The following is a 26,644-nucleotide window of genomic DNA, read 5'->3' on the forward strand; positions in this document are numbered from 1 at the left end:
AACTTAGTATTTAAGTTAATGAAAATTAGGCGATTGAGAGTATTTTTTTATTAGAGAAACTTAAGCCAATAGAGACCACAGTCTATTTTTTCAGCCTTTTATGGTTAGACATTTAGAATCCGTTATTTTATTATTTAAATTCAATAAATATGAAAACATTTCTACTCAAATCAAGATTTTTAATTTCTTTTTTTCTAATTGCCAATTTGTTTTGTGTTAGTGTGGCTTTTGGGCAGGCTACGGTAACTACTGATAAGCTGGACTACGCTCCTGGGGAGATAGCAATTGTTACCGGCTCAGGTTGGACAGGAGATACATTGGTAGATTTACACTTCGAGGAAGATCCATTTGTCGACCATATTCATGAATATCATGATATTCCTGTTAATCCAGATGGTACTTTTAGAGTGGAATTCCCTATTCTTGATAGACACTTAGGAGTCACGTTTACCTTGACCGCAGAAGGAAAACAGACTGGAGGGACTGCGGTGTATGTTTTTACTGACAGTCATATTGTTGACTCATTTACTCCTACTTCTGGTCCAACTTCAGGCGGCACTAGCATTAATATTAACGGTAGTGGCTTTGGACCTGCTACTCAAGCAGGAACTTGGATGGTAAAGTTCGGTTCTTTACCTGCTGTCTCAGCTGTTAGGAATAGCAGTAATTCCTTAACTGTAATTTCTCCACCACATCCAGCAGGTCCCGTAAGCATAACTGTTTACCCAAGTAATCAAATTACCGATCCTGTTACAGCTGGTGCTAGCTTTACTTATACTGGCGCCTCTACTACAACTTTGACAGTTTCTAATGCCTCTGGAACTTATAACGGAACAACAAACTTGACTGCAACTTTAACTAGCGGCAGTCCAGCAATAGGCGTAAGTAGTAAAACAATAACTTTTAGCCTTAATGGAACTTCTGTAGGAACAGGAGTTACAAATGCGTCGGGAATAGCTACTTTAAATAATGTCAGTTTAAGTGGGATTAATGCTGGGAGTTACCCAACTGGTGTCAGTGCAAGTTTTACTGCTGATGCAGCTTATTCGGGTAGCACGGGGTCAAATAATTTAGCCGTCAATAAAGCAACACCAACAGCTACTTTGGCGGTATCAAATACACCACAAACGTATACAGGTATTGGCCAGGCAGCAACAGTTACTATTTCTGCAAGTTCAGTACTAGGAGTAGTTTCCAACATCCTAACTGGAGGAGCGGCCAATCAAACTGCTGCAGCTACTTATGCCGTAACAGCCAATTTTGTTCCTACAGATAATACTAACTATAATACCTTAACCGGATTATCAGTAGGTAATTTTGTAATTGAAAAAGCAACTCCAACAATAAGTGTGTCAGGAACTCAAACTTTTACCTATAATGGTTCCGCTCAAGGTCCTTCCACCATTTCATACAATGGAGATGGCACCACTTCCTTATTATATACTAATACAAGCGGAGCTACTTATTCATCAGCCACCGCACCTACCAATGCAGGTAGTTATCAGGTAGTAGCCAGCGCAACAGCAGGTACTAATTATAATTCAGGTTCTTCAGAAGCTTATTTATTTACGATAGATAGAGCTTTGTTAACCATTACTGCAAATGATGACACTAAAGATTACGGAACACTTAAAACGTTCTTAGGAACAGCGTTCACATCAGTAGGATTATTGAACAGTGATGCAGTAAGCAGCGTAGGTTTAACCAGTACAGGTTCAGGATTAACAGCGATCGTAGGAAACTATGATATCGTTGCAAGTGCTGCCGTTGGTACAGGTTTAGATAATTACAACATCAGTTATGTTGATGGCGAATTGGTTGTAGGCAAAGTAGCTTTAACCATTACTGCAAATGATGACACTAAAGATTACGGAACACTTAAAACGTTCTTAGGAACAGCGTTCACATCAGTAGGATTATTGAACAGTGATACAGTAAGCAGCGTAAGTTTAACCAGTACAGGTTCAGGATTAACAGCGATCGTAGGAAACTATGATATCGTTGCAAGTGCTGCCGTTGGTACAGGTTTAGATAATTACAACATCAGTTATGTTGATGGCGAATTAGAGGTTAAGGCAGTTGATTTAGTAATTATCAATACAGATCGTTCTAAAGTTTATGGTGAAACATTAACAAATGCGAACTACAGTGGAAGTATTACTGGAGTAGTAGCAGGAGATGTTATTACTGTAACAAGAGCAAGTGTTGGAGATGCAGCTAATGCAACGGCAGCAGGTTCACCTTATGCTATTATTGGAACTTTAGTAGATCCAGGTAGCAGATTAGTTAACTATACTGTAACTAATCTAGATGGAGTTTTAACAGTAGAGAAAGCACCATTAACGGTAGTTAATACAGATCGTTCAAAAGTATATGGAGCTGTATTAATGAATGCAGATTATGCAGGAAGTATAACAGGTATCCAAGCAAATGATAATATCACGGTTACTAGAGCAAGTACAGGAGGTGTTGCAAATGCAACAGTTGCCGGTTCTACTTATCCAATCGTAGGAACGTTAGTAGATCCCGATAATAGATTAGCGAACTATACAATAAGCAATCCTGATGGCGCCTTGACAGTAACTAAAGCAGACTTAACAGTGGTTAACACAAGTCGTTCGAAAGTATATGGAACTGTACTAACTAATGCAGATTATACAGGAAGTATTACAGGTATCCAAGCGGGTGATAATATTACTATTACTCGCGCCAGTACAGGTGGTGTTGCCAATGCAACAGTAGCAGGTTCTACTTATCCAATCGTAGGAACGTTAGTAGATCCCGATAATAGATTAGCGAACTATACAGTAAGCAATCCTGATGGCGCCTTGACAGTAACTAAAGCAGACTTAACAGTGGTTAACACAAGTCGTTCGAAAGTATATGGAACTGTACTAACTAATGCAGATTATACAGGAAGTATTACAGGTATACAAGCGGGTGATAATATTACTATTACTCGCGCCAGTACAGGTGGTGTTGCCAATGCAACAGTAGTAGCGCCGGGTCCAACATATCCAATTATTGGAACGTTGGCAGATCCTAATGGTAGATTAGCGAACTATACTGTAACTAATCCAAATGGAGTATTAACTATAACTCCAGCTCCAGTAAATTCATCAGTATCTGTTAATCCAACTACTGTTCAATACAGTGATCAGGTTACGTTTACAGCAAGAATTGTTGGTGGTGCACCATTGGTTACTGGTGGTCCACAGGCTGCGGTTTCTGCTACCTTTAGAGTTGGAACTCAAACAATGGGTACAGCTACCTTTGCTGTAAGTGGTTTAGACTTAGTGGCAACAGCAACCTACGAATTAGTAGAAAGTGTAGTGGGTCAAATGTCTCCTGGAAGTAGAACAGTAACAGCAGTTATTAATGGTGCGGATAGTAATTTTGGCATCAGTAACTTAGCTCCAACAAATACTTTAACTATTAATAAAGAAGATGCGTGGGTTGATTATACTGGTGATATAATGAAAGCAACAGCTAGTTCATCTACAAGATCAGCAACAGTTGCATTGAAAGCTAATATCTTTGACATTTCAGTGCCTGGAAATCCTGCTTATGATGTTTTCCCTGGGGATATTCGAAATGCTAAAGTGAAGTTTGTAAATAGAGAGTCTGGTGCAGATATATCTGGTTGGATTCCTGTAACTACTTTACTAAATCCAACAGATACGAAAGTGGGAACCGTATCATATAACCATACAGTAAATTTACCAAGTAATGCTGATTATATATTTCTTAACGTAGGTGTTATTGTAGATAATGGTTATTATATTCGTAATAATCAAGACGATAATACAGTTGTTACAGTTTATTTACCTGTAGGAGATTTTATAACTGGAGGTGGTTACATCGTACCTACACAATCAATTGGTACAATGGCTTCAACATCAGGTAAAAAAGTGAACTTTGGATTTAATGTGAAGTTTAATAAAACAGGAAAAAATCTGAATGGGAATATGAATATTATTTTCCGCAGGTTAGAAAGTGATGGTATTGTACATTCATATCAAATTAAAGCGAATGCAATGTTATCATTAGGAGTGAATGCAACTAATCAAGCGAGTCAGACAGCTGAGTATGTTTCAAAAACTAACTTAACTGATATAACTAATCCACTTTCTCCAGTTTCAAAGGGAGGTAATAAATATCTATATGTTAAGATGACAGATAATGGAGAGCCTGGTTTAAATGATATGATATCTTTTGTATTAGTTGAAGGTACTGTAGATCCAACAGTTCCAGCAAATATTATTTTCTCTAGTAATTGGGTGTCATTTAAAACGCAACAAATGAAATTGGCAGGTGGAAATCTGAAAGTCCAAAGCGGATTTAATTTAGGAATTCCAACAGCTCGTACAGATTTAGAGCCAGTTACAGTAAAGCAAGAAATTGAATTACCAACTGATGCGATAACTTTCAATGTTATAGCATACCCCAATCCGTCAAACCAATACTTTAATGTAGAGTTGAAAGGCGTCAGCACTGAAAAAGTTGATATTAAGGTGTACGATGTTCTGGGAAGAACAATAAAGCACGTAGAAAGTATTAACGGTCAGCCTGTTAGATTTGGGGACGACCTGCCGTCTGGAACTTATATTGCAATAATCACTCAAGGAACGAACCAAAAAACCGTTAGACTGATAAAGCAGTAGAATATAATTTATTTGTAAGGTTAAATAAACTCCATTTCAATCTTAATTGGGATGGAGTTTTTATTGTTTTAACATATTAATTTTTCTGCAAAGGTTTGTTTACAGTTTTATTGAATAGGCATGGGTTTTCAATCGAATGATTTTAATTTAATTTTTTAATGAAGTAATTTGAATATTGAAAAATAGAATAATTATGAGCAACCTCAGATTAGTTTGTAGTATAATTTTATAGTAGAATATTGGGTTTATTTAAATTTAAATAAATAAGAAGTTCTGTTTTAGTATGGACATTTGTTTTTAAATGATGATGAAGTTTGATTTGTAGTTAAACACCACTTATTACTTAGATTTTAAGCAAAAAAAACACTCTGACTTACCAGAGTGTTTTTAACTTAATATTTAAAAAAAACATTTACAAAAACTCACCATGTTGAGAAATATCTAAACCTAATTCTTCTTTTTCTTCACTTACTCTTAGTGGAGTAATTTTGTTTACAATAAAGAAAAGGAAATAAGATGCTGAAAATGCGAAGATAGAGACTATAACTAAAGCAGTTAATTGATTGATAAATAATGTAGCGTCTCCAAAAATTAGTCCTTGATTATCACCAACAACGGAGTTGATTGATTTTGAAGCAAAAACTCCAGTTAGAAGCATTCCAACCATTCCGCCAACACCGTGACAAGCAAATACGTCTAAAGCATCATCAATTTTTCCCTTGTGGAAACTTCTAACCACTAAATTACTTACGATACTGGCAAAAGCTCCTATGAACATTCCGTGAGGAATACTCACAAATCCTGCGGCAGGAGTAATAGCTACTAGACCTACAACTACACCTATACATGCTCCCATTGCTGAAAGTTTTTGTCCAAGAATTTTGTCAAGAAATACCCAAGCCATTCCCGCAGCTGCTGCTGCTACAGTAGTAGTTCCTAGTGCTTGAACTGCTAAGCCGTTAGATCCTAATGCAGATCCAGCATTAAAACCAAACCATCCAAACCATAATAAACCAGTTCCTAATAATACATAAGTGATACGGGCAGGATTAGGTTTTTGTGCTTTTCTTTTTCCTAAGAAAATAGCTCCGGCTAATGCAGCCCATCCAGCACTCATGTGAACTACTGTTCCTCCAGCGAAATCCAATACTCCCATTTTAAAGAAAATACCCTCTGGGTGCCATGTCATGTGTGCTAGTGGTGTATAAACAAGTAATATGAATAAAACCATAAATAATAAATATGCCCAAAAACGAATTCTTTCAGCAAAAGCACCTGTAATTAATGCTGGAGTGATTATTGCAAATTTCGCTTGAAATAAAGCAAATAACATAAAAGGTATTGTTGGTGCTAGACTCCAAGCTGTATTAGTTCCTACTCCTTGAAAGAATAAATTTGGGATAGGATTTCCTATTACTCCTCCAATTGTAGGACCAAAGGATAATCCAAAAGCAATTACAACCCATAAAACAGTTACAATTATCATTGCCATAAAGCTTTGAAGCATCGTACTGATAACATTTTTTTTACCTACCATTCCACCATAAAAGAAACCTAAACCAGGAGTCATGATTAAAACAAGTGCTGTAGCAACAATCATCCAAGCGGTATCGCCAGTGTCAAATTTTACAGCTTCTGCAGGCGCAGGGCTATCTGTTAGGAAATAATTTGAAAAAAGGGTTAATGCCAAGATTGTGATTAATATCACACTTAAAATAATTTTTCTCATTGTTTTTTAGTTTTAAATTTCGATAAAAATATAAAAATACTAAACAACCCCTTTATAAAAATAGTATAATATGTGATTTTTATGATTATAACAATACGACCCCCTTTTTATTGAGGGTACTATATTATAACAACTTAAAATTTACAATTTATTAAAACTAGGAAAAGGGATATTTTGTTTAAATGTCTTAATCTCCATAATGTTCAAAAACATTTAAAGTATATTCTAATTGTCTGAAGCTTTTTGCAATAAATATGGTAGTAAATAAAAAAAGGCACTAATTGTATGGATTTCAATTAGTGCCTTCAAATGATGAATGATATTTTATTTTAATGTATGCATGCTTAAAATTTTATAAACCTCATTGATATTATTTCCACCTTTGCCAAATTGTTTCACAATTGGATTGTTATCGTTGTTTAACCAGATTTTTAATTCTGCATCTAAGTCTAATATACCAGCGCTTTCTTTAGAAAATTTTTTAATACTAGAATAGGGAATAGACATATAATCAACTTTGCTTCCAACCAATTGTTTTTCGACCAAAATAAGCCTTTTGTTAGTAAAAATAAACATATCACGAATTAGCTTATACGCTTTTTCAATTTTTTCTCCATCAATTAAGATAGGCTCAAATTCATTAGAAACATTTTCAATGTTTACTTCAGATGCATTGCCTAAAATGGCATTAAATATTCCCATTGTTTTATTTTTGATTGTATTTTGTTTTATATCGGTCGTTAAGCTTAGTTTGATGTGTATCCAAACTAATCATCCTTCCTTGGATAAAAGCATTAGTTAATTTATTAGTTCTCATATCTAATGCATCACCTTCAGAAACAAATAGTGTAGCGTCTTTTCCTTGCTCTAAGGTACCACATTGTGCATCAATTCCAAGTATTTTAGCAGTATTTGATGTAATTAATTGTAAAGCTTTTTCTTTATCCAGTCCATAAGCAGCACATGTTCCTGCTAAAAATGGTAAATTTCTTGTATTCATTCTTTCATGGGCACCGCTATTCTCTAAACCAACTAAAACACCTTTCTCCGTTAATAATCGGGCTGCTTTATATGGCAAATCAATGTCATGATCATCATTTTCAGGCATTTCATGAACGCGTTTAAGCAGTACACCAATATTATTTTTCTGCAATAATTCAGCAGTTTTGTAAGCTTCATATCCGCCTACAATCACCATTTTTTTAATACCATTTTCTTTGGCGAATTGCACCGCATCTATAATTTGTTTTTCTTCATTGGCATGAACAAACAGCGTTTGGCTTCCGTCATATAAACCTTTTGTAGATTCTAAAACTATATTTCTCTCTTTTGAACTTTCGCCTAAATACGCTTTGGCATTAGATAAAAATCCAGATAATTCTAAAACTTGTTTAGCATAGTCCTTATTAGCTTCTATATTTCCGGGTTCTGCCCACCATCCACTTCTTTTAAAGGTAGATGGAAAGTTGATATGAATTCCGTCATTTTCTTTTATTAGTGCATCTTTCCAATGCCATGCGTCAAGTTGAACAACTGATGAGGACCCAGAAATCACACCGCCTCTTGGTGTTATTTGTGCCATCAAAATACCATTAGGTCTTACGGTTTCGATTACTTTTGAATCGGCGGTGTAAGCAACAATACTTCTTACGTGAGGTTTCATCGCACCAATTTCATCTTCATCATCAGAAGATTTTATGGCATCAATCTCAACTAAACCTAACGTAGAATTGGGGGCTATAAAGCCGGGATATACGTGTTTTCCACTGGCATCAATTGTAACATCGTATGCACCTGCGGCTAATCTAATCACTCTAGCATCTGCAACCAAATTGATTTTCCCATCCACAAATCCGATGGCGCTGTTCTCAATCACTTCGCCATTACCTAAGTGTGCTGTGGCATTAAGAATCAAAACAGATTTTGATTGCTTAGCGGCTGGTGTTTGTTGTGCCTGTGATAGTATTGAAATACTAAAGGTCAATATTAAAAGATATATTTTTTTACTATTCATAATTATAGGTTTTTTTAGAATTGCTTTGTGATAAAAGCACGGTTTTTTGAAATTTTGATGCATTGGATTATTCTTCTAAACTATCGCAATGATATTCTTTCTTCTCCGTTTTTTTAGGTTCTTGCGTGGTCATTCCTTTATTTTTTTCTTGCAGTAATTGACCTATTAGTTCACTTCTTTCTTTTGCAATAGCTGCTCTTTGTGCTTCATCTTTTTTAGCATCGTAATACACAACACCTTCAATTAAGGTTTTTTCAGCTTTGGCATAAATAGATAATGGATTGTCATTCCATAACACAATGTCCGCGTCTTTACCTACTTTAATACTTCCTACTTTATCATCTATATGCAATAATTTAGCAGGATTCAATGTTACAAATTTCCATGCATCTTCTTCAGAAATATTTCCGTATTTCACTGCTTTTGCTGCTTCTTGATTCAATCTTCTAGACATTTCAGCATCATCTGAGTTGTAAGCTACTACGATTCCGGCATTGTGCATTATAGGTCCGTTGTAAGGAATGGCGTCATTCACTTCAAATTTGTAAGCCCACCAATCTGAGAAAGTAGAGGCTCCAACACCGTGTTCTTTCATTTTATCGGCAACTTTATAACCCTCAAGGATGTGAGTGTAAGTATTGACTTTAAAATTAAATTTTTCTGCTACATTCATCAACATCAAAATTTCAGATTGTACATAGGAGTGACAAGAAATGAAACGTTCTTTGTTTAATATCTCGGCTAATGTTTGTAATTCTAAGTCAACTCTTGGAGCTTTCCCTTTTTTATTACTAGAATTGTATCCTTTCCAAGCTAAATCATATTCTTTGGCACGTTGGAAATAATCTATAAAAACTTGTTCAACACCCATTCTAGTTTGTGGAAAACGAGTAGGGTTTACGTTACCCCAGTTAGATTGTTTTACATTTTCACCTAAAGCAAATTTGATGAATCCAGGTTGGTTTTTGTATAGCATTTCATCTGCCGGTGCTCCCCATTTCCATTTTACAATTGCAGAACGTCCACCAATAGGATTGGCTGAACCATGCAATAATTGTGATGTTGTAACTCCACCGGCTAATTCGCGGTAGATATTAATATCTTCAGAATTCACTACATCTTCAATAGTAACTTCTGCACTAGAGTTGTGTCCTCCTTCATTTACACCATTAGAAATCGCGATATGTGAATGCTCATCAATAATTCCGCTGGTTAAATGTTTTCCTTTGGCATCAACGATGGTTGCGGATGCATCAGCAATATTTTTCCCAACAGAGGCTATTTTCCCATTTTTGACCAATACATCTGTTTCTACTAAAATACCATCTTTTTCATTAGTCCAAACTGTAGCATTTTTAAAAAGTATTGTCTCAGTTGATGGTTTCTTCAAATTTCCATAAGCAACATTTGGGAATGTTGTTGGGATAATCATATTGTTTTTTTCAATTTTAGAGGAATCTATCACTTTTACAAATGGAGCCGTTTTTACCGCTGACCATTTTACTTCATTTCCATTGAATAAAACTGCTTTTCCTGATAAATTTTGGGTGTCTTCTATATATCCAATTAATCTGGTGAAACTAGTTTTAGTAGAATCATTTGGTTTAATAACTGTAGAAATCCAATTATTAGTTATTGTCAGTTTTGATTTGATTTTTTTGGAATCCAAAGTTGTGATTTCTGATTTTGGAGCATTAATTTCTCCATCAATTTTCCATTTGTATTTTTCGGAATTAATTGTTAAATCATAGTTTCCGCGAATATCCTTAGATGCAATGTCATTGATAACATATTTATTTCCTTGTACCCAGTTTTCGTACAGTACTGTTTTTTCTTCAAAAATTTCTCCAGAAGTAATCACAAAGTTGGCTAAACTTCCTATTTTTAAACTTCCCATTTCATTGCTTTTTCCTAAAAGTGCAGCAGGAATTGTTGTCAATGCTTCTAATGCTTTAGTTTTATCAAAACCATATTTGATGGCTCTCAAAAGATTAGGTCTGAAATCTTCCATCTTCTTTAATTTGTCTGTCGTCAATGCGAAAACAATTCCATTATCCGATAAAACTTTAAGGTTGGTAGGTGCTTGGTTCCAAAAACGTAAATCTTTCAATTCCATTTGGTTCGCTTGGTTCGGGTCAGAAACATCGTATGCCTCAGGAAAATTAATTGGAATAATAAATTTCGAATTTGTTTTTTTGATTTCCTCAATGCGTTCAAATTCATTTCCGATTCCTTTTAAAACATAATTTAAACCAAATTCCTTTCCAATTTTGGCTGCTCTTAAACTGTTTAATTTGTCTTCAGAAGCAAATATTTGTACTAATTTTTCATTATTAGCTAAGGCTTCTAATGACAAATCTTTAGTGGTTGAATTTCCTTTTTTGTACCAGTCTAAATCATAATACATTTGGCGCAACAGTGCCATCATTCCCATTAATGAACCAGGGTATGATTGATTAGTAGTTACACTTCTAGTAAAAGCAAAATGATTGGTCACTTTATCAGAAAGCAATTGATTCTTTTTTTCAAAATTATTCAAAGCGATTAAAGTTCCTGAACCGCGGGCAATCCCGTCTGGGATATGAGTTCCTACAACACCAAAACCAGCTTTCAATAATTCTTCGGCTTTAGTTTGGTCGTATTTAAATGCTTGATAGGCATTTACCTCGGAACGAATGCTTTCATTCCAATAAAATCCCGATCTTTTCGTATCGTACAAAGGATTTCTTTCTGTAGTTGCTTTAGGTTTTTCGACTCCAAAACTAGTGTAAATATCAATAAAAGAAGGGTAAACGGATCTTCCTTCTAAGTTGATTGTAGTACAATTTTTAGGAATTGAAATGTTAGTTCCAACACCAATTACTTTTCCGTTTTGAATCAGTAGCGTACCTTTTTCAATAACTTGAGTTGGCGTTACATAGATTTTTGCATTTGTAAATGCAGTAAAATTGCTGTTTTTGTTTTGAACACTTTCATTATTTGGAAAGTATTCCTGTGCGTAGGTTTTTGGTAGTAAAAAACTAAAAAAGAATAGGAGTAAGATTTTTTTCATAGCGTAGTTTCTAATTATTCTCTAAAAGTAGAAAAATGTTAATAGTATACCTTCAATTTTTTTAATTTTAACATTTAGTTTTTGCGAAAAATGTATCATATTGGGCTACAAAGTGTAGTATTTGAAGTTTTTTTTGATGGAATTTTGATTATTCACTATTTTATTAGAATTTATGTAGGATTTGTAATAATAATAAGAAAAGTTTTTTCTAAATTTAGATTCAAATATATACAGATGCTAGTTAAAGTTTTTGGAAGTGCAGTTTTTGGAGTCGAAGCCACAACAATTACCGTGGAAGTTAATATTGATAAAGGAATTGGTTATCATCTAGTTGGCTTGCCAGACAATGCCATCAAAGAAAGCAGTTACCGTATAGCTGCTGCACTCAAAAATAATGGGTACGCCATGCCTGGAAAAAAAATCACCATCAATATGGCTCCCGCCGATTTGCGCAAAGAAGGTTCTGCCTATGACTTGACTTTAACCATTGGAATTCTGGTAGCTTCTGGACAAATAAATGCCGAAGACATTGATAAGTACATCATTATGGGGGAACTTTCCCTTGATGGAAGCCTACAACCAATAAGAGGCGCTCTACCCATTGCCATTAAAGCTAAAGAAGAAGGTTTTAAAGGTTTTTTTCTTCCAAAGCAAAATGTAAAAGAAGCCGCGATTGTTGCTGGATTAGATGTGTATGGAATTGAAAATGTGCAAGAAGTAATCGATTTCCTTGAAGGAAAAGGAACTCTGGAACCAACAACAATAGACACGCGAGCCGAATTTTATAAAACATTAGATTTTCCTGAATTCGATTTCTCGGATGTCAAGGGACAAGAAAGCATCAAGCGTTGCATGGAAATTGCGGCTGCCGGAGGACATAATATTATTTTGATTGGACCGCCGGGAGCAGGGAAGACGATGCTTGCCAAACGTTTACCGAGTATTTTGCCTCCGATGGCGTTGCGTGAAGCATTAGAAACTACAAAAATTCATAGTGTTGCCGGAAAATTAAAAGAAGTCGGTTTAATGAATCAACGTCCGTTTCGCAGTCCACACCACACAATTTCGAACGTCGCTTTGGTGGGCGGAGGAAGTTATCCGCAACCGGGCGAAATTTCGATGGCACATAACGGAGTTTTATTTCTGGATGAATTGCCAGAATTTAAGAGAGACGTTTTGGAAGTGATGCGACAACCTTTAGAAGATCGAGAAGTGACCATTTCCAGAGCTAAGTTTACGGTTACTTATCCGTCCTCGTTTATGCTAGTGGCGAGTATGAATCCAAGTCCGAGTGGTTTCTTTAACGATCCAGATTCGCCACAAACGTCTTCGCCTCATGAAATGCAACGGTATTTGAGTAAGATTTCAGGACCTTTATTAGATAGAATTGATATTCATATCGAAGTGACTCCGGTTCCTTTCGACAAATTATCTGAAGATCAAAAAGCGGAAAGCAGTGTTGACATTCGGAAAAGAGTGACTGCGGCAAGAGAAATTCAAACCCAACGCTTTGAGCTAATGGAAAACATCCATTACAACGCACAAATGAATACCAAACATATTCGGGAATATTGTGCTTTGGACGATGTTTCCAAGCAATTATTAAAAACGGCTATGGAAAGATTGAATCTTTCGGCGCGTGCCTATGACAGGATTCTTAAAGTAGCCAGAACAATCGCTGATTTGGATGCAGCTCCTGTAGTAGTTTCAAGCCATATTGCTGAAGCGATTCAATATAGAAGTTTGGATCGTGATGGTTGGCTGGGCTAGTGGCTAACGGTATTATCCTGCAAGATTTTCAAAACCTTGTAGGTATATTTGAAATATTTAGAATACCTACAAGGTCAAAAATAGACCTTGCAGGAATGAGAAGGACAATTACGCTTTAATTGGAATGGACACGGATTGCAAATCACACTACAAGGTTTGGGCTAAAACAGATTTCAGATGTTTAAAAGCTGCTAAATTGAGAATAGGATTGTATTAGAGCGAGAAAAAAGAAAAGTATAGAAATAAATACGTCAAAAAAGAGATTTCGGGAGGAATCTCCTTTATTTTTGCCAAATGTTAGAAATTCTGTACCAAGACGAATATATTATTGCAATTAATAAACCAAGTGGATTGTTAGTCCACAAATCGTTTTATGCGCGCGATGCAAAAGTTTATGCGATTCAAGAATTAAGAAATCAAATAGGAGGGCAACATGTTTATCCTATTCATCGGTTAGATCGCAAAACATCTGGTGTTTTGTTATTTGCGTTGGATAAGGAAGTTTTAAAAATTATGAATGATCGTTTTGCCACACGCGAAGTCGAAAAAAAATATTTAGCAATTTTACGTGGTTGGTCACCCGAAGAGCTAACGATTGATTACGATTTAACCAATGATGATGGCATTATACAAAATGCAATAACCTACTTTCATCGATTGCAAACTACCGAAATTGAGTTAGAATTTAACAATAAACCTTCTTCACGATATTGTTTGGTAGAAGCGATTCCTGAAACGGGACGCATGCATCAATTACGAAAACATTTCAAACATATTTTTCATCCCATTTTAGGAAGTCGGCCACATGGTTGTAACAAACAAAATAAATTATGGCTGGAGCATTTTGAACTGAAAGGAATGATGCTTCATGCACATCAGTTAATTTTTAATCATCCTATAACTAATGAACCACTTATCTTGAATGCAAAGATCAATGAAGAGTTTAGCAGAGTAGGTACTATTCTTAATCTAGATTTGAATACGTATGAATAGTATACTGATACCATTCTTTACTATATTTTAGTCCAATTTTTTTTGTCACATCGAGCGCAGTCGAGATGTATATCGGATTCTCGACTGCGCTCGAACTGACAAATCGTACTAATTTATAAAAAGTATTGGTCTAATTTGTTAAGTAATGCTTTAAATCATTGTTGTATTTTGAAATAACAGTTTCAGTATAAAGAGAAGCCGATTTCAGATTTTTGATTAATTCTTGAGACATTTAGGGAAAAAGTCAGGAGACTTTTATATCGTTTTCGATTTTTAAGAATATTTAAATTAAAAACTCAAAGTCAGAGACTTTGCGTAGCGGGTGCCAGATATTTAATCTCTGCAAAATCGATAATGTGGTTGCTCGCGCTGAATGTAATTAAGTTAAGAGTTTATTTGTCATTCCGACGAAGGAGGAATCTCAGTTTGTTGCTCACGTTTGTTGAGATTCCTACTTCGTCAGAATGACAAAATCATGGGGGTTATTCCTTAACTTAATGACATTGCACTTGCTTTAGCTGGGGATAGTAACAGATTTCAGATTTTTGATTAACGATTTTGATTGCAGATATTTAACTTATACAAAATCGATAATGTGATTGCTTGCGCGAGCGTCTCGCTCGTGCCTATTGCAGATTTATAGTGATTTACTTTTGTTAGTGTTCACGAGCGGGGATTTGCCAAATCATCCCAAATACAAAATCAACCTTCCATTAACCAATTGCCCAAATCCGTTGAAGTGGATTTTAGAGACTGCCCATTACGTCTATTATTTAATGATTAAATATATTGTCACACAAACAATAATTAGAAATAATAAAAGACATCCAATTTTACGGCTACGTTTTTCGAGACCCAATTCGTCAAGTAATTTTATGGCATTTTTTTGTTCAAGAAAGAAACCACGCCAAGCAACATCAGGTACCGATAACCACCAATTAGTTCTGCATTCAAAACACTGGTAAATACTATAACCAAATTTTAGATATACTCCGTCATCTTTAATATATTTCAATTGTCCTTTGCCTAATTTCTGTGTCAGTAATACGTCAAAGTTTTCAAACTCTGTTTGAGTTTCAAAATTTTTATATCCTTTATCAAAACAGTTATTACACATTTGTTTTTTTTTTTTTAAAGGTTTGATTCTAGAGAAGCATTATCTTTTCGGAGGGTGTCATTAACTAGTTTATATGTATGATAAAACCATACAAAGCCCTCCAATTTAGGGTAGATAGGTATAACAACGGTCATACTAGTTACCTCAAATATATTAATTTTTTCTTACAAATCATTTGGCAATTGTAAATTTATAAAATCAATTTGCTAAATGATATTATTAAAGTAAAAACGCTCTAAATAGCCACGATTACTTCACTTAGCTTCTATTTAAGAGGAGTTCAGTGAACTACGTTTGAAATGAAAAACCTTCTTAGGGCTGGTGTTCAGCCCTAAGAAGGTTTGTAATGTCCCGAAGCCTCGGGAGTAGGAAATAAGTTCTTAAAAAACAAAAATATTCTGCTCCTAAAAAATAATAAAAATTAATTATCTATTAGAACGTCTGTCATTATTTTGACTTGGACGTCTTGGACCAAAACTGTTATTGCTGCTTCGATTTGTAGTGTCAGTTTTTGGTTTACGCGGAGTTGAATCGCGTTGCTGTCTTCCTTGCCCTTGTTTGATTGGTTCTTTGGAAGCGTTAGGATCGGGTTCGAAACCTTTGATGTTTTCTTTAGGCAATTTCAAACCCACTAATTTTTCGATATCACGCAAAAATACCGTTTCATCCGGGCTGAATAACGAAATAGCTTCACCATTGGCACCAGCTCTTCCTGTACGACCAATTCGGTGAACGTAATCTTCAGGAATGTTAGGCAATTCAAAATTGATCACGTGCGGTAACAATGGAATATCCAGACCTCTGGCCGCAATATCGGTAGCGACTAAAGCGGTCAGGCTTCCGTCTTTGAAACCCGCCAAGGCTTTGGTTCGTGCGCCCTGACCTTTATTTCCGTGAATGGCTGCTGCTTTGATTCCGGCACTAATCATGCTTTCCGTCAGTTTATTGGCGCCTTGTTTGGTACGGGTGAAAACCAAAATCTGTTTCCAGTTTCCTTCTGTAATCAATTTAATGATCAGTTCCGTTTTTTTCTCTTTGGCAACAGGATATATTATTTGAGTAATAGCATCCACAGTTGTGTTTTCCGGGGTTGCTTCTACATGAACGGGATGGTGCAAAATGCCCATCGCCAATTTCTTGATGTCCGTTGAGAAAGTTGCCGAAAACATCAAGTTTTGTCTTTTTGTTGGCAATACTTTTATAATGCGCTCAATGTCTCGTACGAAACCCATGTCTAACATTCGGTCAGCTTCATCTAAAACTAAGATTTCAACTTTGGCAAGTGATATTAGACCTTGGTTTTGCAAATCGATTAATCGACCTGGAGTGGCAACTAAAATATCGACACCCTGACGCAGTTGTGTTACTTGTGGATTCTGATTTACACCACCAAAAATAACGGTGCTTTTTAGGTCTAAAAACACACTGTATTCTTTGATATTGGCTAATATTTGTGCGGCTAATTCTCTAGTAGGCGTTAATATTAAGGCACGAATGGGTCTTTGACGCAATTGTTGCCCCTGAGATAAAAGTTGTAAAATAGGTAATGTAAAACCGGCTGTTTTTCCTGTTCCTGTTTGCGCAGATGCTAAAACATCTTTACCTTCTAATATTGGGGGAATAGCTTTTTGTTGTATTGGAGAAGGAGTTGTATATCCTTTTTTGCTGATGGCTTTTAGTAAAGCATCAGATAAACCTAATGAGTTAAATGACATAAATGGTATTTATAAAGTAAACACTATTATTTAGGTTACTTTTTTAATTGGGCGCAAAGGTACAGTTAATTTTCCGATGTACTTTTGATTGCCTCAATTTGTTTAAACATAACTTTATTTTTAGGTTTAACATGCAAGAAATCTAGTCTGTGTTTATATAAATTTAAATGACCTAATTACGTGTTAGATTTTTATAAAGTAGCATTTACTGAACGAAATATTTATTGATAAACTCGCGTTGTTGATTTACATTCATTTTATCAGTTTCTTTAATTTCAATCTTCAATTTATAAAAACGTTCGTCTTCACTTAAAGTATCAAAAAAATCAATTTTGGCTTCAGAAGGACCAAATAAAATTATTTTATCATAGTGCATTATTGCGTTTCCAATCTGATTATAGTATTTATACTTTCTCTTGACATCACTGATTATTGTTTCTTTTTTATGTGGATTTCTATTTTTTTCGTCCAAAGTAAAATCACATTCTATTATTTGGATTTCAAATGGCTTGGTTTCAAATTCCATTAAATAAGCGATAGAATGGTCCATCCATATTCCTATTTTATTTTTATTTCCCATTTTTATTTGTTTATTTTATATAAATTTATTTAAAAAAAAGTGGACACAAAATCATTTTAGATAGATGGAATTTTAATTAAGTTAAATGTAAAAACTGTGTCGATGAATGGAAATTTTTAGGTCTTACTTTAGCATTTAAAAACTATATTAATTTAAATGAATAATTTTCATAAAAAAAAAATCGGGAGAATATCCCGATTTTTAAATTCTTATTGACTTGTAATTTATCTTATTTCTGCAAAAGTATCGCCTTGATTGATATCTCCTGATTTATAGCCTTTCATAAACCAAGCTTTTCGCTGTGCTGAAGTTCCATGTGTAAATGATTCTGGAACAATATGTCCTTGAATTTTTGATTGTATTGCATCATCACCAACTGCGTGAGCTGCACTTAAAGCTTCTTCAATATCACCTTCCTCTAAGAAATTATTCATTTTTTGATTGTAATGCGTCCAAACACCTGCATAAAAATCAGCTTGTAATTCTAGTGCAACTGACAATTTATTGGCTTCGGCTTGGCTTTTACCTTGTTGCATTTGTCGCATTTTAGCTGAAGTTCCTAGAATCGTTTGTACGTGATGACCAATTTCGTGAGCGATTACGTATGCTGTTGCAAAATCGCCTCCTTGCGCACCAAATTTAGTTTTCAGTTCTTCAAAAAATGTTAAATCCATATATACTTTTTGGTCAGCCGGGCAATAAAATGGCCCTGAAGCAGAGGTAGCACTACCACATTCTGTTTCTACAGCTTTGGAGAACAATATTAATTTTGGCCTTTCATACTGCATGTTGTTTTCCTGGAATATTTTTCCCCAAACATCTTCTGTGTCTACTAATATGGCTTCAATAAACTTTCCTTCTGCTACCTCGTCAGCGGTTAAGGCTCTTTGTTCAGTGGGAGCGCTGTTACCTTGATTCATTTGTTCCAATATAGGCGTTAGCATTTGAACGTTTTCTCCACCAAAAGTGTTTAGTAACAGGATAACAATCCCAATAATTCCACCACCAACAATTGTTTTTCCTCCAGAGGACATTCCTCTTCGGTCTTCAAAATTTTCACTTGAACGTCTGCCACTCCATTTCATATTCTACTATTTTAGTTGTTAATTACTTTATTATTTAAAACTATGAATAAACATTTTTAAATAGGTTAATTTACCCATTTTAAAAATGTTTCTTCAATAATTCCTTTGATTATTGGCTTTGGTATGTAATCATTCATACCTGCTATAAGGCATTTTTCTTTTTCTTCTTTTTCAGTACCCGCAGTTATAGCAATAATAGGTAGGTTTTGTCCAAATTGTAAATCCCGAATTAATTTTGTGGCTTCATATCCATTCATAATTGGCATTTGGATATCCATGAAAATAATATCAGGATGAATGGTTTCAAATTTTTCCACTGCTTCTTGACCATTTACCGCCTCAAATATAGTAGTAAGTACGCCTAGGTTTTTTATGATTGTTTTCAGTAGTAACATATTTACCTTGTTGTCCTCCACAATCAAAACAGTAACTTTTTTATCCTTGTTTTTTGTTTTAATAACGATGTTTTTTATAGAATCAAAATCAGTATCAAAAAGGCTGGTCTTAGCTGGAGCTTCATTGCTGGTTTTTAATTCTAAATCAAAATAGAAAGTACTACCTATGTCTATTGTGCTTTCTAATTGCAAATGACTGTCCATTAAACCTAATAATTGGTTTGAAATCGTTAAACCTAATCCAGTACCACCAAATTTGCGGGTCGTTGAACTGTCTTCTTGCGAGAAAGCTCTAAATATTTTATTTTTATTCTCTTCTAATATTCCAATTCCGCTATCTATAACTGCAAAACGAATTTTATCATGTGAATCATCTATTTTTTCTATTACAGAAACTTCTAATTTTATCGAACCTTTTTCAGTGAATTTAACTGCATTTGCCAAAAGATTAATCAAAATTTGTTTTAATCGAACACTGTCCAGCCAAAAATATTTTTGCATATCTGGTGCAATATTGAGTTCTAACTTCAAATTCTTTTGATTGGATTCGTATAAAATTAAATCAATTACTTGACTCAGCATTTCATTAATATCTTGTTTTTCAATGTACAAGTCGAGTTTTCCAGCTTCAATTTTTGAAAAATCAAGAATATCATTGATAATGTCAAGCAAAGAGTGTGCAGATTGGCTGATGGTTGTCATATATTTTGCCTGTGTGACACCTAGATTGGTCTTCATCAATAAATCTGTAAAACCGATAATCCCGTTTAAAGGAGTTCGTATCTCATGGCTCATATTAGCCAGGAATTCTGATTTTGCTTTGTTAGCAGCTTCGGCTAATTCCTTTTCCTGAACTACATTTTCAGCTTGTTTTCTCTCAGTAATATCGATAAAAATACCTTCTAGAAAAGCAATTTTACCATCTTTGTAAATGGTATCTCCAAATTCTTCTACCCACACTATTCGATTGTCTTTGTGAATGATGCGGTACGTTAAGTGTATTGGAATTTTATTTTCTATTGCATTTTTTTGTGCATTAATTGTACTTAATTTATCATCAGGATGAATCAAATCAATAAATGATAAATGGTTATTCAGAAAATCTATTTTAGGATAACCAGTCAGTTTCTCAATTTCATCATTGATGTAAATTTTCGTATTATTTTCATCATAATTAGACAAATAAACGGTTCCAGGAATATTATTTGCTAGTAATCTAAACTTTTCTTCGCTTTCGTTAATAGCAGTCTCATTTGTAATTCGTTCTATTGATGATGCAATATTACTTGCTAATGTTTGTAAAATATTGAGCTCATCTTCTGACCAACATCTTTCATTTTGCGTGTCATCAAATCCTAAAAAGCCATGAAATTTGTTTTTAACGAAAATTGGAAAAAGAATCAAAGACACTACATCTACATTGATTAATTTATTTCGTAATGAAATATTCTCAATATTTGGGATAACGGCTTTGTAAATTTTGTTGTTTAATAGTGGTGTAATTAGTTCTTCAAAATACTCGTAAGGTAAATTTTGAAGGTTTACATTATTTTCGGATAATTTTTCATTGTGGATTATCCATCGGTATTTTTGACTTACTAATCTGGTGCTTGCATCATTTTCATAATAATAGGCTCTATGGGATTTTGTGGCTTGTCCCATTATAATAAGTACATCTGAGAAAATATCGTTTATATCATTACTGTTTAAGAATTTCTCTGTACAAAGTGCCATAGCGGATAAAAGTTCGCTCTTGTACTCCAATTTTTTTTCAGTTTCATAGCGACTGTGGGAAATTATAGTCAACGATAAAATATCTGAAATTGTTCGTGCAAAAACGATATCGTCGTTATCCCAATTTCTTTGGTTTATGGCTGTTTCAAAGCTAATAGTTCCTGTTAACTCTCCATTGATAAAAATAGGAATGTCTAGTTGTGATTTGATGTTGTGTTTTAAAAAATAATCCTTTACAAATTCAGACAATTCCCACTTATTAAAAACATCAGGTGCACTAATTTGTCTTTTACTCTTTATGGATTCAAAGTAAATGGGATATTTTTCTTTTTCTAAAACAAATCCACAGCTAAAACTTTTGGTTTCTAATTCAAATAAATTTTCACAAGTTATTGTATCTGCTGTATATTTCCAGTAACTAACCCGGCTGCATTTAGTGACTTTTGCAGCTGATTCTATGATTTGCATTACACAACGATCCAGGTTTTTATAATTACTAAAGTTGGTAGTAGATAGTTTTTTAATCGTTTTATTGTATTCTTCTACTTTTTTCTGTTTTATTTTTTTTTCAAATTCTATATTCTTTAATTTTGTAATATCTCTTGCAATTCCAGAGTATCCAATTATTTTTCCTGTCTCATTTCTATTGATGATAACCTTTTGGGAAACCCATACTTCATCACCATTTTTATTTAATAATGGATATTCAATGGCAGGGAAGTTTTGCTCATTTTTTAACAAGTTTTCATAAAAATCCATTATCGTGTTGCGATAATCCTCTCGTATGAATTTTAGATAATGTTTAGTGAGCATATCACTTACTTTATACCTTAAAGTTTTTGTTGTAAATTCATTGACAAATGTAAAATTCCCGTTTGCATCTACTTCAAAAATAAGATCAATTGCATTTTGAATTAAATTTTTATATTGATTCTGTAAATGTATTTCATTAGTTACATCCTGGCCAATACCGATTATTAAATCGTCTGAAAATCGTTTATCATTCCATTGTATGTACTTGTACTCTCCATTATTGCATTTTAATTTTCTTGTAAATGTTCTTTCCTTAATATCGTTATTATGAAATTCCTCTCCAATAAACTCCGGATCTTCCGTTACTTTCCAAAAGCCTAATCCCATAACCTCATCAACGGTATATCCTAAAATAGAAGTTATATTTTCGCTGCAAAAAACAATTTCTCCTTTTCTGTTAGTAGCTAATATTAGTGAATTACCTTTATTAATGATTAGATTATTGAAACGAGATTCAACACTAATATTTAGGAATGATATGTGATGAATGTAATTTATAATCAGAATTATAAAAGAATATATAAATAGTGCAATGTTAGTTTTTAGCGGTATTATTTCTAAAAAGTGTGCAATACCTAAAAATATAAAAACGGATATAACAAAACACCAATATACCTTTATGGGTTTTAAAACATTATAAGCAAAGAAAAATGAAATTAAGAAAGCAGTTATGGGTATAAAATCAGTTGGAGAATAAATTAGATTTCGAACTATAAAACAAAAATAGATGATGAATAGCGTAATAAAAAATTGTTTAATTTTTTTAAATACAACAGAAACCCTGGTGCTTATAAAATGTAATAAAATTAAAGAAAAGCCAATTGTACAATTGGGAATTAATAAACTTACAGGCCTAACTTTAAAAATCTCAAAAATGACTTCTATCGTAGGAAGAGTGATTCCTAAAAAAAGTAAATAGAGTTGGTATTCTTTACTTTTAGTAGTAGTTTCAACTCCTTCTTTTAAAAGCTTGCTTCGTAAAGTATATTTTATGGTATAAATTTTATATGCCAGAAAGACAATCAAAACAAAAATTAACAACCATAAAAGAGCATTTATAGTAAAAAAGATATTAGCCCAAAATAAAACGAGTTTTGAGTTGAAAATAGTCATAATGCTACAGTATGAAACCATAGATGTATTTTAATTAGATTTGAAAAAATAGATTTTGGGGCTATTTTGTAATGGTCTCAATGTAAGGATTTAATTTAAATAAAAGCCAAAATTCATTAAAATTTAAATTTTGGCTTTCAAATCAAAAATATATTTAATTTCTATTTTCAACCTCAGTTTCAAAACCAATGATCTCACTGTAAATCGCGTAGTATAAGGAGTACATAAAAGGAAAGGTAAAAAATATCCCAATACAGCATCCTATAAAGCCTACCATAACTCCAATAGACCCAATAACTATTAATCCTAACAAAACCAATGGTTGCTTAGCAACTACAAGGATACTGGTTTGTATAGCTTCTACGGCTTTTAATTTTCCAAATATGATTAGCGGAATCAATATAACGGTGAATAACGATATGGTTACAGTAACTATAAAACCAAGTACAGGTATTTGTGCATAATTTATTATCGTGGAAATGATGGAACTGCTAATGGAAACAAGAAATGTTGCTACAAAAAGTTCCTTAAAATAAGGAGCTTTATAAAACTCAAACATGGTAGAGACATGAAATTCTTCGTCTCTTTCTGCACAATATGCCATTTTTATCAGTCCAGCTGGAAATGGACTCAGCAAACAAGAACTTAAGGCTGATGCTCCAGTAATAATTAGTAAAGTATTGATACTGATGTTTTCGGTTTGTAGATTTTCTGGTTTTACAAAATCAACAATCGCAGGAGCTCCAAAAATTGCAATTAGTGTTCCAAATGCCAAAATACTAAGCAAAACAAAAAAGACAAAAATGATCAAACCAGCATAAAGTGCAATTTTTTTGTAATTCTCGAATGCATGGTTAAAAACATTACCAAAATCAAGTTCGTAGCCATTCTTTTTTATTTGCTCAATACGGTCTTGCGTAATTTTATTCATTTGATTTAATAATTGGTTGGTTATATTTTAATATAGGTTTCTTCAAAAGGGATTCGGAATCGTTCTCCATAAACACCTTTTTCGTCTCTGATTCCACAGCCTAAAATCATATTAATTTCTGCGGAAGCGGACAAATGTAATATTTTTTTAACTCTCAGCGAATCAAATCCTTCCATAGGACACGTATCGTAATTTACGGCTGCCATGCTTAACATAAAATTCTGTGCAGCAAGTCCCGCACTTTTGTGGGCTACAATGCGCATGTCGCTTTGTCGCGCCTGTCTGTAAATGGGCTTAAATATCCCAATAACTTGAAAGATTAGGAATTTTAGCATTCCAATAATTCCTAGAAAATCAAAATAAAGTGTTGGAATTATTTTTTGGTAATAATTCAACGCAAATTTTTCTCTTTTTGAATATTCTGTTGCTGGTTTATTACCATATTGAGTTTTCAGATAATCAATATTTGATTGCACTCTTTTGCGCCACAAATCTTTCCTAGCTACAATAACTACTAATTGTTGTGCAGTTTTTGCAGCATTCTGGTCAAAACTGGCTTTGGCTATTTCTTGTATGATTTCCGGGGATACTACGTGATAAAATTCCCAAAGTTGCATATTGCTACTCGTGGGTGCCAGCGTCGCTAAATGAATGCATTCTTTTACTTTTTCTGTATCAATAGCTTCATTTTTAAAAACCCGAACAGAGCGCCGGTATTTTATGGCTTCGCTTACTGATTTTTCATTGGTTACAACCATTTTAATACTTTTTGAATGGTTTTTAATTTGTCTTTATACGGTGCATATCGCAGTGGTAAATCAAGCCAAGTTCCTCTTTTTACGATTGATTTTTTATGCGAAAAAATATCAAAACTTAATTTCCCATGATATGCTCCCATTCCGGAATTTCCAACACCGCCAAAAGGCAAGCGATTGTTAACCAAGTGAATTACTGTGTCATTGATGCAACCACCTCCAAAAGAATATTTTTGTAGCACCTCATCGATAAATGTTTTGTTCTGGGAAAATAAATACAGTGATAACGGTTTTTCGAAGCTTGAAATTATTTTGTCAATATCAGCTTTTGATTGATAAGAGAGAATAGGAAGTATTGGTCCAAAAATTTCTTCTTTCATCACTAAACTATCCATTTTTGGTTCGTCTAGCAAAGTAGGAGCGAGGTATAGCGAATCGCTGTTAGATTGTCCTCCAAAAAGTATTTTCTGATTTTCTAGTAAACTCAATTGACGTTGCCAGTTTTTCAAGTTGATGATTCTGGCAAAATCTGGAGATTCTTCAGGATTTGTTCCAACTGCTTTTTCGATTTCCTGAATTAGGAATTTCACGAATACAGCTTTCATTTTATGATGTACCAAAATATAATCAGGAGCCACACACGTTTGACCTGCATTGATTATTTTTCCCCAAACTATGCGTCTGGCACTTAATTCTAAATTAGCTGTTTCATCAACGATACAGGGACTTTTCCCGCCTAATTCTAGTGTTACGGGCGTGAGGTTTTCAGCAGCAGCTTTTGCCACAATTTTACCAACAGCAACACTTCCTGTAAAGAAAATATAATCCCAACGTTTGCTCAATAAATTGGCAGCTACGGTGGCGTCTCCCGTGACGACCACCACATCTTTGACAGCAAATGTTTCGCTTATAATTTTTACTATAATATTCGAAGTATTTGGAGTCAGTTCAGATGGTTTTAAAGTTACTTTATTTCCGGCAGCAATGGCAGCTACTAGCGGGCATAAAGCCAGTTGAAACGGATAATTCCACGGAGACAGAATCAAAACATTTCCGTAAGGTTCACTGTATATATAATCTGAGGAAGGAAAATTTAGAAAGGAGGCCATAACTTTCTTTGGCTTAGCCCAAGAATCGATATTTTTTATGGTTTCTTTCAAGTCACTAATCACATAATTAGTTTCTGTTAAAACGGCTTCAAAAGCAGGTTTTTTGAAATCATCGTACAAAGCCTTGATTATTTCATCTTCATATTTTGTGATGACATGTAATAATTTTTTAAGGGATTCTTTTCGTGATTTTATATCGGTTTTGTAATTCATAAGATTATTTTGAATTAAAATTACATAATTAATATTTAATCCAAGTTTGTATTTAAGTTAATGGATAAAAAAAACAGGATTTTATTCCTGTTTTGTATGATATAAGTCTGTAAGTATTGTTTTTGTTATTATTTAATTAAAAATCAGGAACGTATTACACTGCATTCCAAATCACATCATCGGGTGTTGGTGCGATGATTTCTATATTTTCTTTGGTAACAGGATGTACAAAAACTAATTTTCGGGCGTGCAAATGAATTCCTCCATCCGGATTGCTTCGGTCAAAACCATATTTCAAATCACCTTTTATAGGTGATCCAATAGCCGATAGCTGTGCCCTGATTTGATGATGTCTGCCTGTATGAAGATTAATTTCCAGTGCAAAATAATTATTGAGTTCCTGAATGATTTTATAATCTAAACTGGCAAGTTTACTTTCAGGGACTTCTTTTAAATGCGCTTTTGAAGTGTTGTTTTTTTCGTTTCTTTTAATATAATGAACCAATTTATCCGCTGAATTTGCAGGTTTATTTTTGACAATACACCAATATGTTTTTTGAGTTTCACGGTTGCTGAACAATTCATTCATTCTTGTCAATGCTTTACTTGTACGGGCAAAAACGACTATTCCGGTTGTTGGTCGGTCTAAACGGTGTACAACGCCTAGAAAAACTTCTCCAGGTTTGTTATACTTATCTTTAATGTATTCTTTCACCACATCAGACAATGGTTTATCACCGGTTTTATCACCTTGCACAATATCACCTACGCGCTTGTTGACCACAATAAGATGATTGTCTTCGTGAAGAATTTGAAGGTTATTTTTATTCGAAACTATTTTCATTTTTCAATTCCCCCTTTC

At 34.0% G+C, this 26,644-nt stretch carries 16 protein-coding genes; 3 read left to right on the forward strand and 13 right to left on the reverse strand.

What is annotated here, in order from left to right:
* Nucleotides 1-149: 149 nt before the first annotated feature.
* On the forward strand, nucleotides 150-4,664 hold the full coding sequence (locus tag DFR66_RS05920) for an MBG domain-containing protein (RefSeq protein ID WP_114753928.1): 4,515 nt from the start codon (nucleotides 150-152) through the stop codon (nucleotides 4,662-4,664).
* A 412-nt stretch (nucleotides 4,665-5,076) separates the two neighbouring features.
* Here the strand turns inward: DFR66_RS05920 and DFR66_RS05925 are convergent, their stop codons facing one another.
* The 4 genes from DFR66_RS05925 to DFR66_RS05940 all read right to left on the reverse strand — a co-directional run bounded on the left by DFR66_RS05925 (nucleotide 5,077) and on the right by DFR66_RS05940 (nucleotide 11,459).
* Nucleotides 5,077-6,393 carry an ammonium transporter gene (locus DFR66_RS05925; protein WP_114753929.1) on the reverse strand — a complete coding sequence of 439 codons (1,317 nt, stop codon included), beginning with the start codon at nucleotides 6,391-6,393 and terminating at the stop codon, nucleotides 5,077-5,079.
* Nucleotides 6,394-6,717: 324 nt separating this feature from the next.
* The gene (locus DFR66_RS05930) at nucleotides 6,718-7,095 is read right to left on the reverse strand and encodes a PH domain-containing protein (RefSeq protein ID WP_114753930.1); all 378 of its coding nucleotides are present in this window, start codon (nucleotides 7,093-7,095) and stop codon (nucleotides 6,718-6,720) included.
* A 4-nt stretch (nucleotides 7,096-7,099) separates the two neighbouring features.
* Nucleotides 7,100-8,407: an amidohydrolase family protein gene (locus DFR66_RS05935; protein ID WP_114754071.1), complete on the reverse strand. Its 1,308-nt coding sequence runs from the start codon at nucleotides 8,405-8,407 to the stop codon at nucleotides 7,100-7,102.
* A gap of 67 nt (nucleotides 8,408-8,474) precedes the next feature.
* The gene (locus DFR66_RS05940; protein WP_114753931.1) at nucleotides 8,475-11,459 is read right to left on the reverse strand and encodes an amidohydrolase family protein; all 2,985 of its coding nucleotides are present in this window, start codon (nucleotides 11,457-11,459) and stop codon (nucleotides 8,475-8,477) included.
* 234 nt (nucleotides 11,460-11,693) lie between these two features.
* On the opposite strand from DFR66_RS05940, the gene DFR66_RS05945 reads away from it, so the two are divergent.
* Both DFR66_RS05945 and DFR66_RS05950 read left to right on the forward strand, forming a co-directional pair.
* Nucleotides 11,694-13,229 carry a YifB family Mg chelatase-like AAA ATPase gene (locus tag DFR66_RS05945; protein WP_114754072.1) on the forward strand — a complete coding sequence of 512 codons (1,536 nt, stop codon included), beginning with the start codon at nucleotides 11,694-11,696 and terminating at the stop codon, nucleotides 13,227-13,229.
* Nucleotides 13,230-13,523: 294 nt separating this feature from the next.
* Nucleotides 13,524-14,222: a pseudouridine synthase gene (locus tag DFR66_RS05950; protein ID WP_114753932.1), complete on the forward strand. Its 699-nt coding sequence runs from the start codon at nucleotides 13,524-13,526 to the stop codon at nucleotides 14,220-14,222.
* 769 nt (nucleotides 14,223-14,991) lie between these two features.
* Here the strand turns inward: DFR66_RS05950 and DFR66_RS05955 are convergent.
* The 9 genes from DFR66_RS05955 to DFR66_RS05995 all read right to left on the reverse strand — a co-directional run bounded on the left by DFR66_RS05955 (nucleotide 14,992) and on the right by DFR66_RS05995 (nucleotide 26,626).
* A complete protein-coding gene (locus DFR66_RS05955) occupies nucleotides 14,992-15,339 on the reverse strand; it encodes a hypothetical protein (protein WP_114753933.1) in 348 nt (115 codons plus the stop codon).
* A gap of 425 nt (nucleotides 15,340-15,764) precedes the next feature.
* Complete coding sequence (locus DFR66_RS05960; RefSeq protein WP_114753934.1) at nucleotides 15,765-17,054, reverse strand: DEAD/DEAH box helicase; 1,290 nt, start codon at nucleotides 17,052-17,054, stop codon at nucleotides 15,765-15,767.
* A gap of 205 nt (nucleotides 17,055-17,259) precedes the next feature.
* On the reverse strand, nucleotides 17,260-17,634 hold the full coding sequence (locus DFR66_RS05965) for a hypothetical protein (protein WP_114753935.1): 375 nt from the start codon (nucleotides 17,632-17,634) through the stop codon (nucleotides 17,260-17,262).
* Nucleotides 17,635-17,858: 224 nt separating this feature from the next.
* Nucleotides 17,859-18,719, reverse strand: coding sequence for a KPN_02809 family neutral zinc metallopeptidase (ypfJ, locus tag DFR66_RS05970; RefSeq protein ID WP_114753936.1), 861 nt, complete (start codon nucleotides 18,717-18,719; stop codon nucleotides 17,859-17,861).
* Nucleotides 18,720-18,784: 65 nt separating this feature from the next.
* Nucleotides 18,785-22,795 (reverse strand): PAS domain S-box protein, encoded by a 4,011-nt coding sequence (locus tag DFR66_RS05975; RefSeq protein ID WP_114753937.1) that lies wholly within the window; start codon nucleotides 22,793-22,795, stop codon nucleotides 18,785-18,787.
* 133 nt (nucleotides 22,796-22,928) lie between these two features.
* Nucleotides 22,929-23,705, reverse strand: a complete 777-nt coding sequence (locus DFR66_RS05980) for a DUF2189 domain-containing protein (RefSeq protein ID WP_114753938.1) — start codon at nucleotides 23,703-23,705, stop codon at nucleotides 22,929-22,931.
* A gap of 20 nt (nucleotides 23,706-23,725) precedes the next feature.
* A complete protein-coding gene (locus tag DFR66_RS05985; RefSeq protein ID WP_114753939.1) occupies nucleotides 23,726-24,463 on the reverse strand; it encodes a nitroreductase family protein in 738 nt (245 codons plus the stop codon).
* Nucleotides 24,454-25,782, reverse strand: a complete 1,329-nt coding sequence (locus DFR66_RS05990) for an aldehyde dehydrogenase (protein ID WP_114753940.1) — start codon at nucleotides 25,780-25,782, stop codon at nucleotides 24,454-24,456. Before DFR66_RS05990 ends, DFR66_RS05985 begins: the two co-directional genes overlap by 10 nt.
* Before the next feature lie 154 nt (nucleotides 25,783-25,936).
* Complete coding sequence (locus DFR66_RS05995) at nucleotides 25,937-26,626, reverse strand: RluA family pseudouridine synthase (protein ID WP_114753941.1); 690 nt, start codon at nucleotides 26,624-26,626, stop codon at nucleotides 25,937-25,939.
* Between the last annotated feature and the right edge of the window lie 18 nt (nucleotides 26,627-26,644).

Source organism: Flavobacterium glaciei (assembly GCF_003350545.1).
Classification (GTDB): Bacteria; Bacteroidota; Bacteroidia; order Flavobacteriales; family Flavobacteriaceae; genus Flavobacterium; species Flavobacterium glaciei.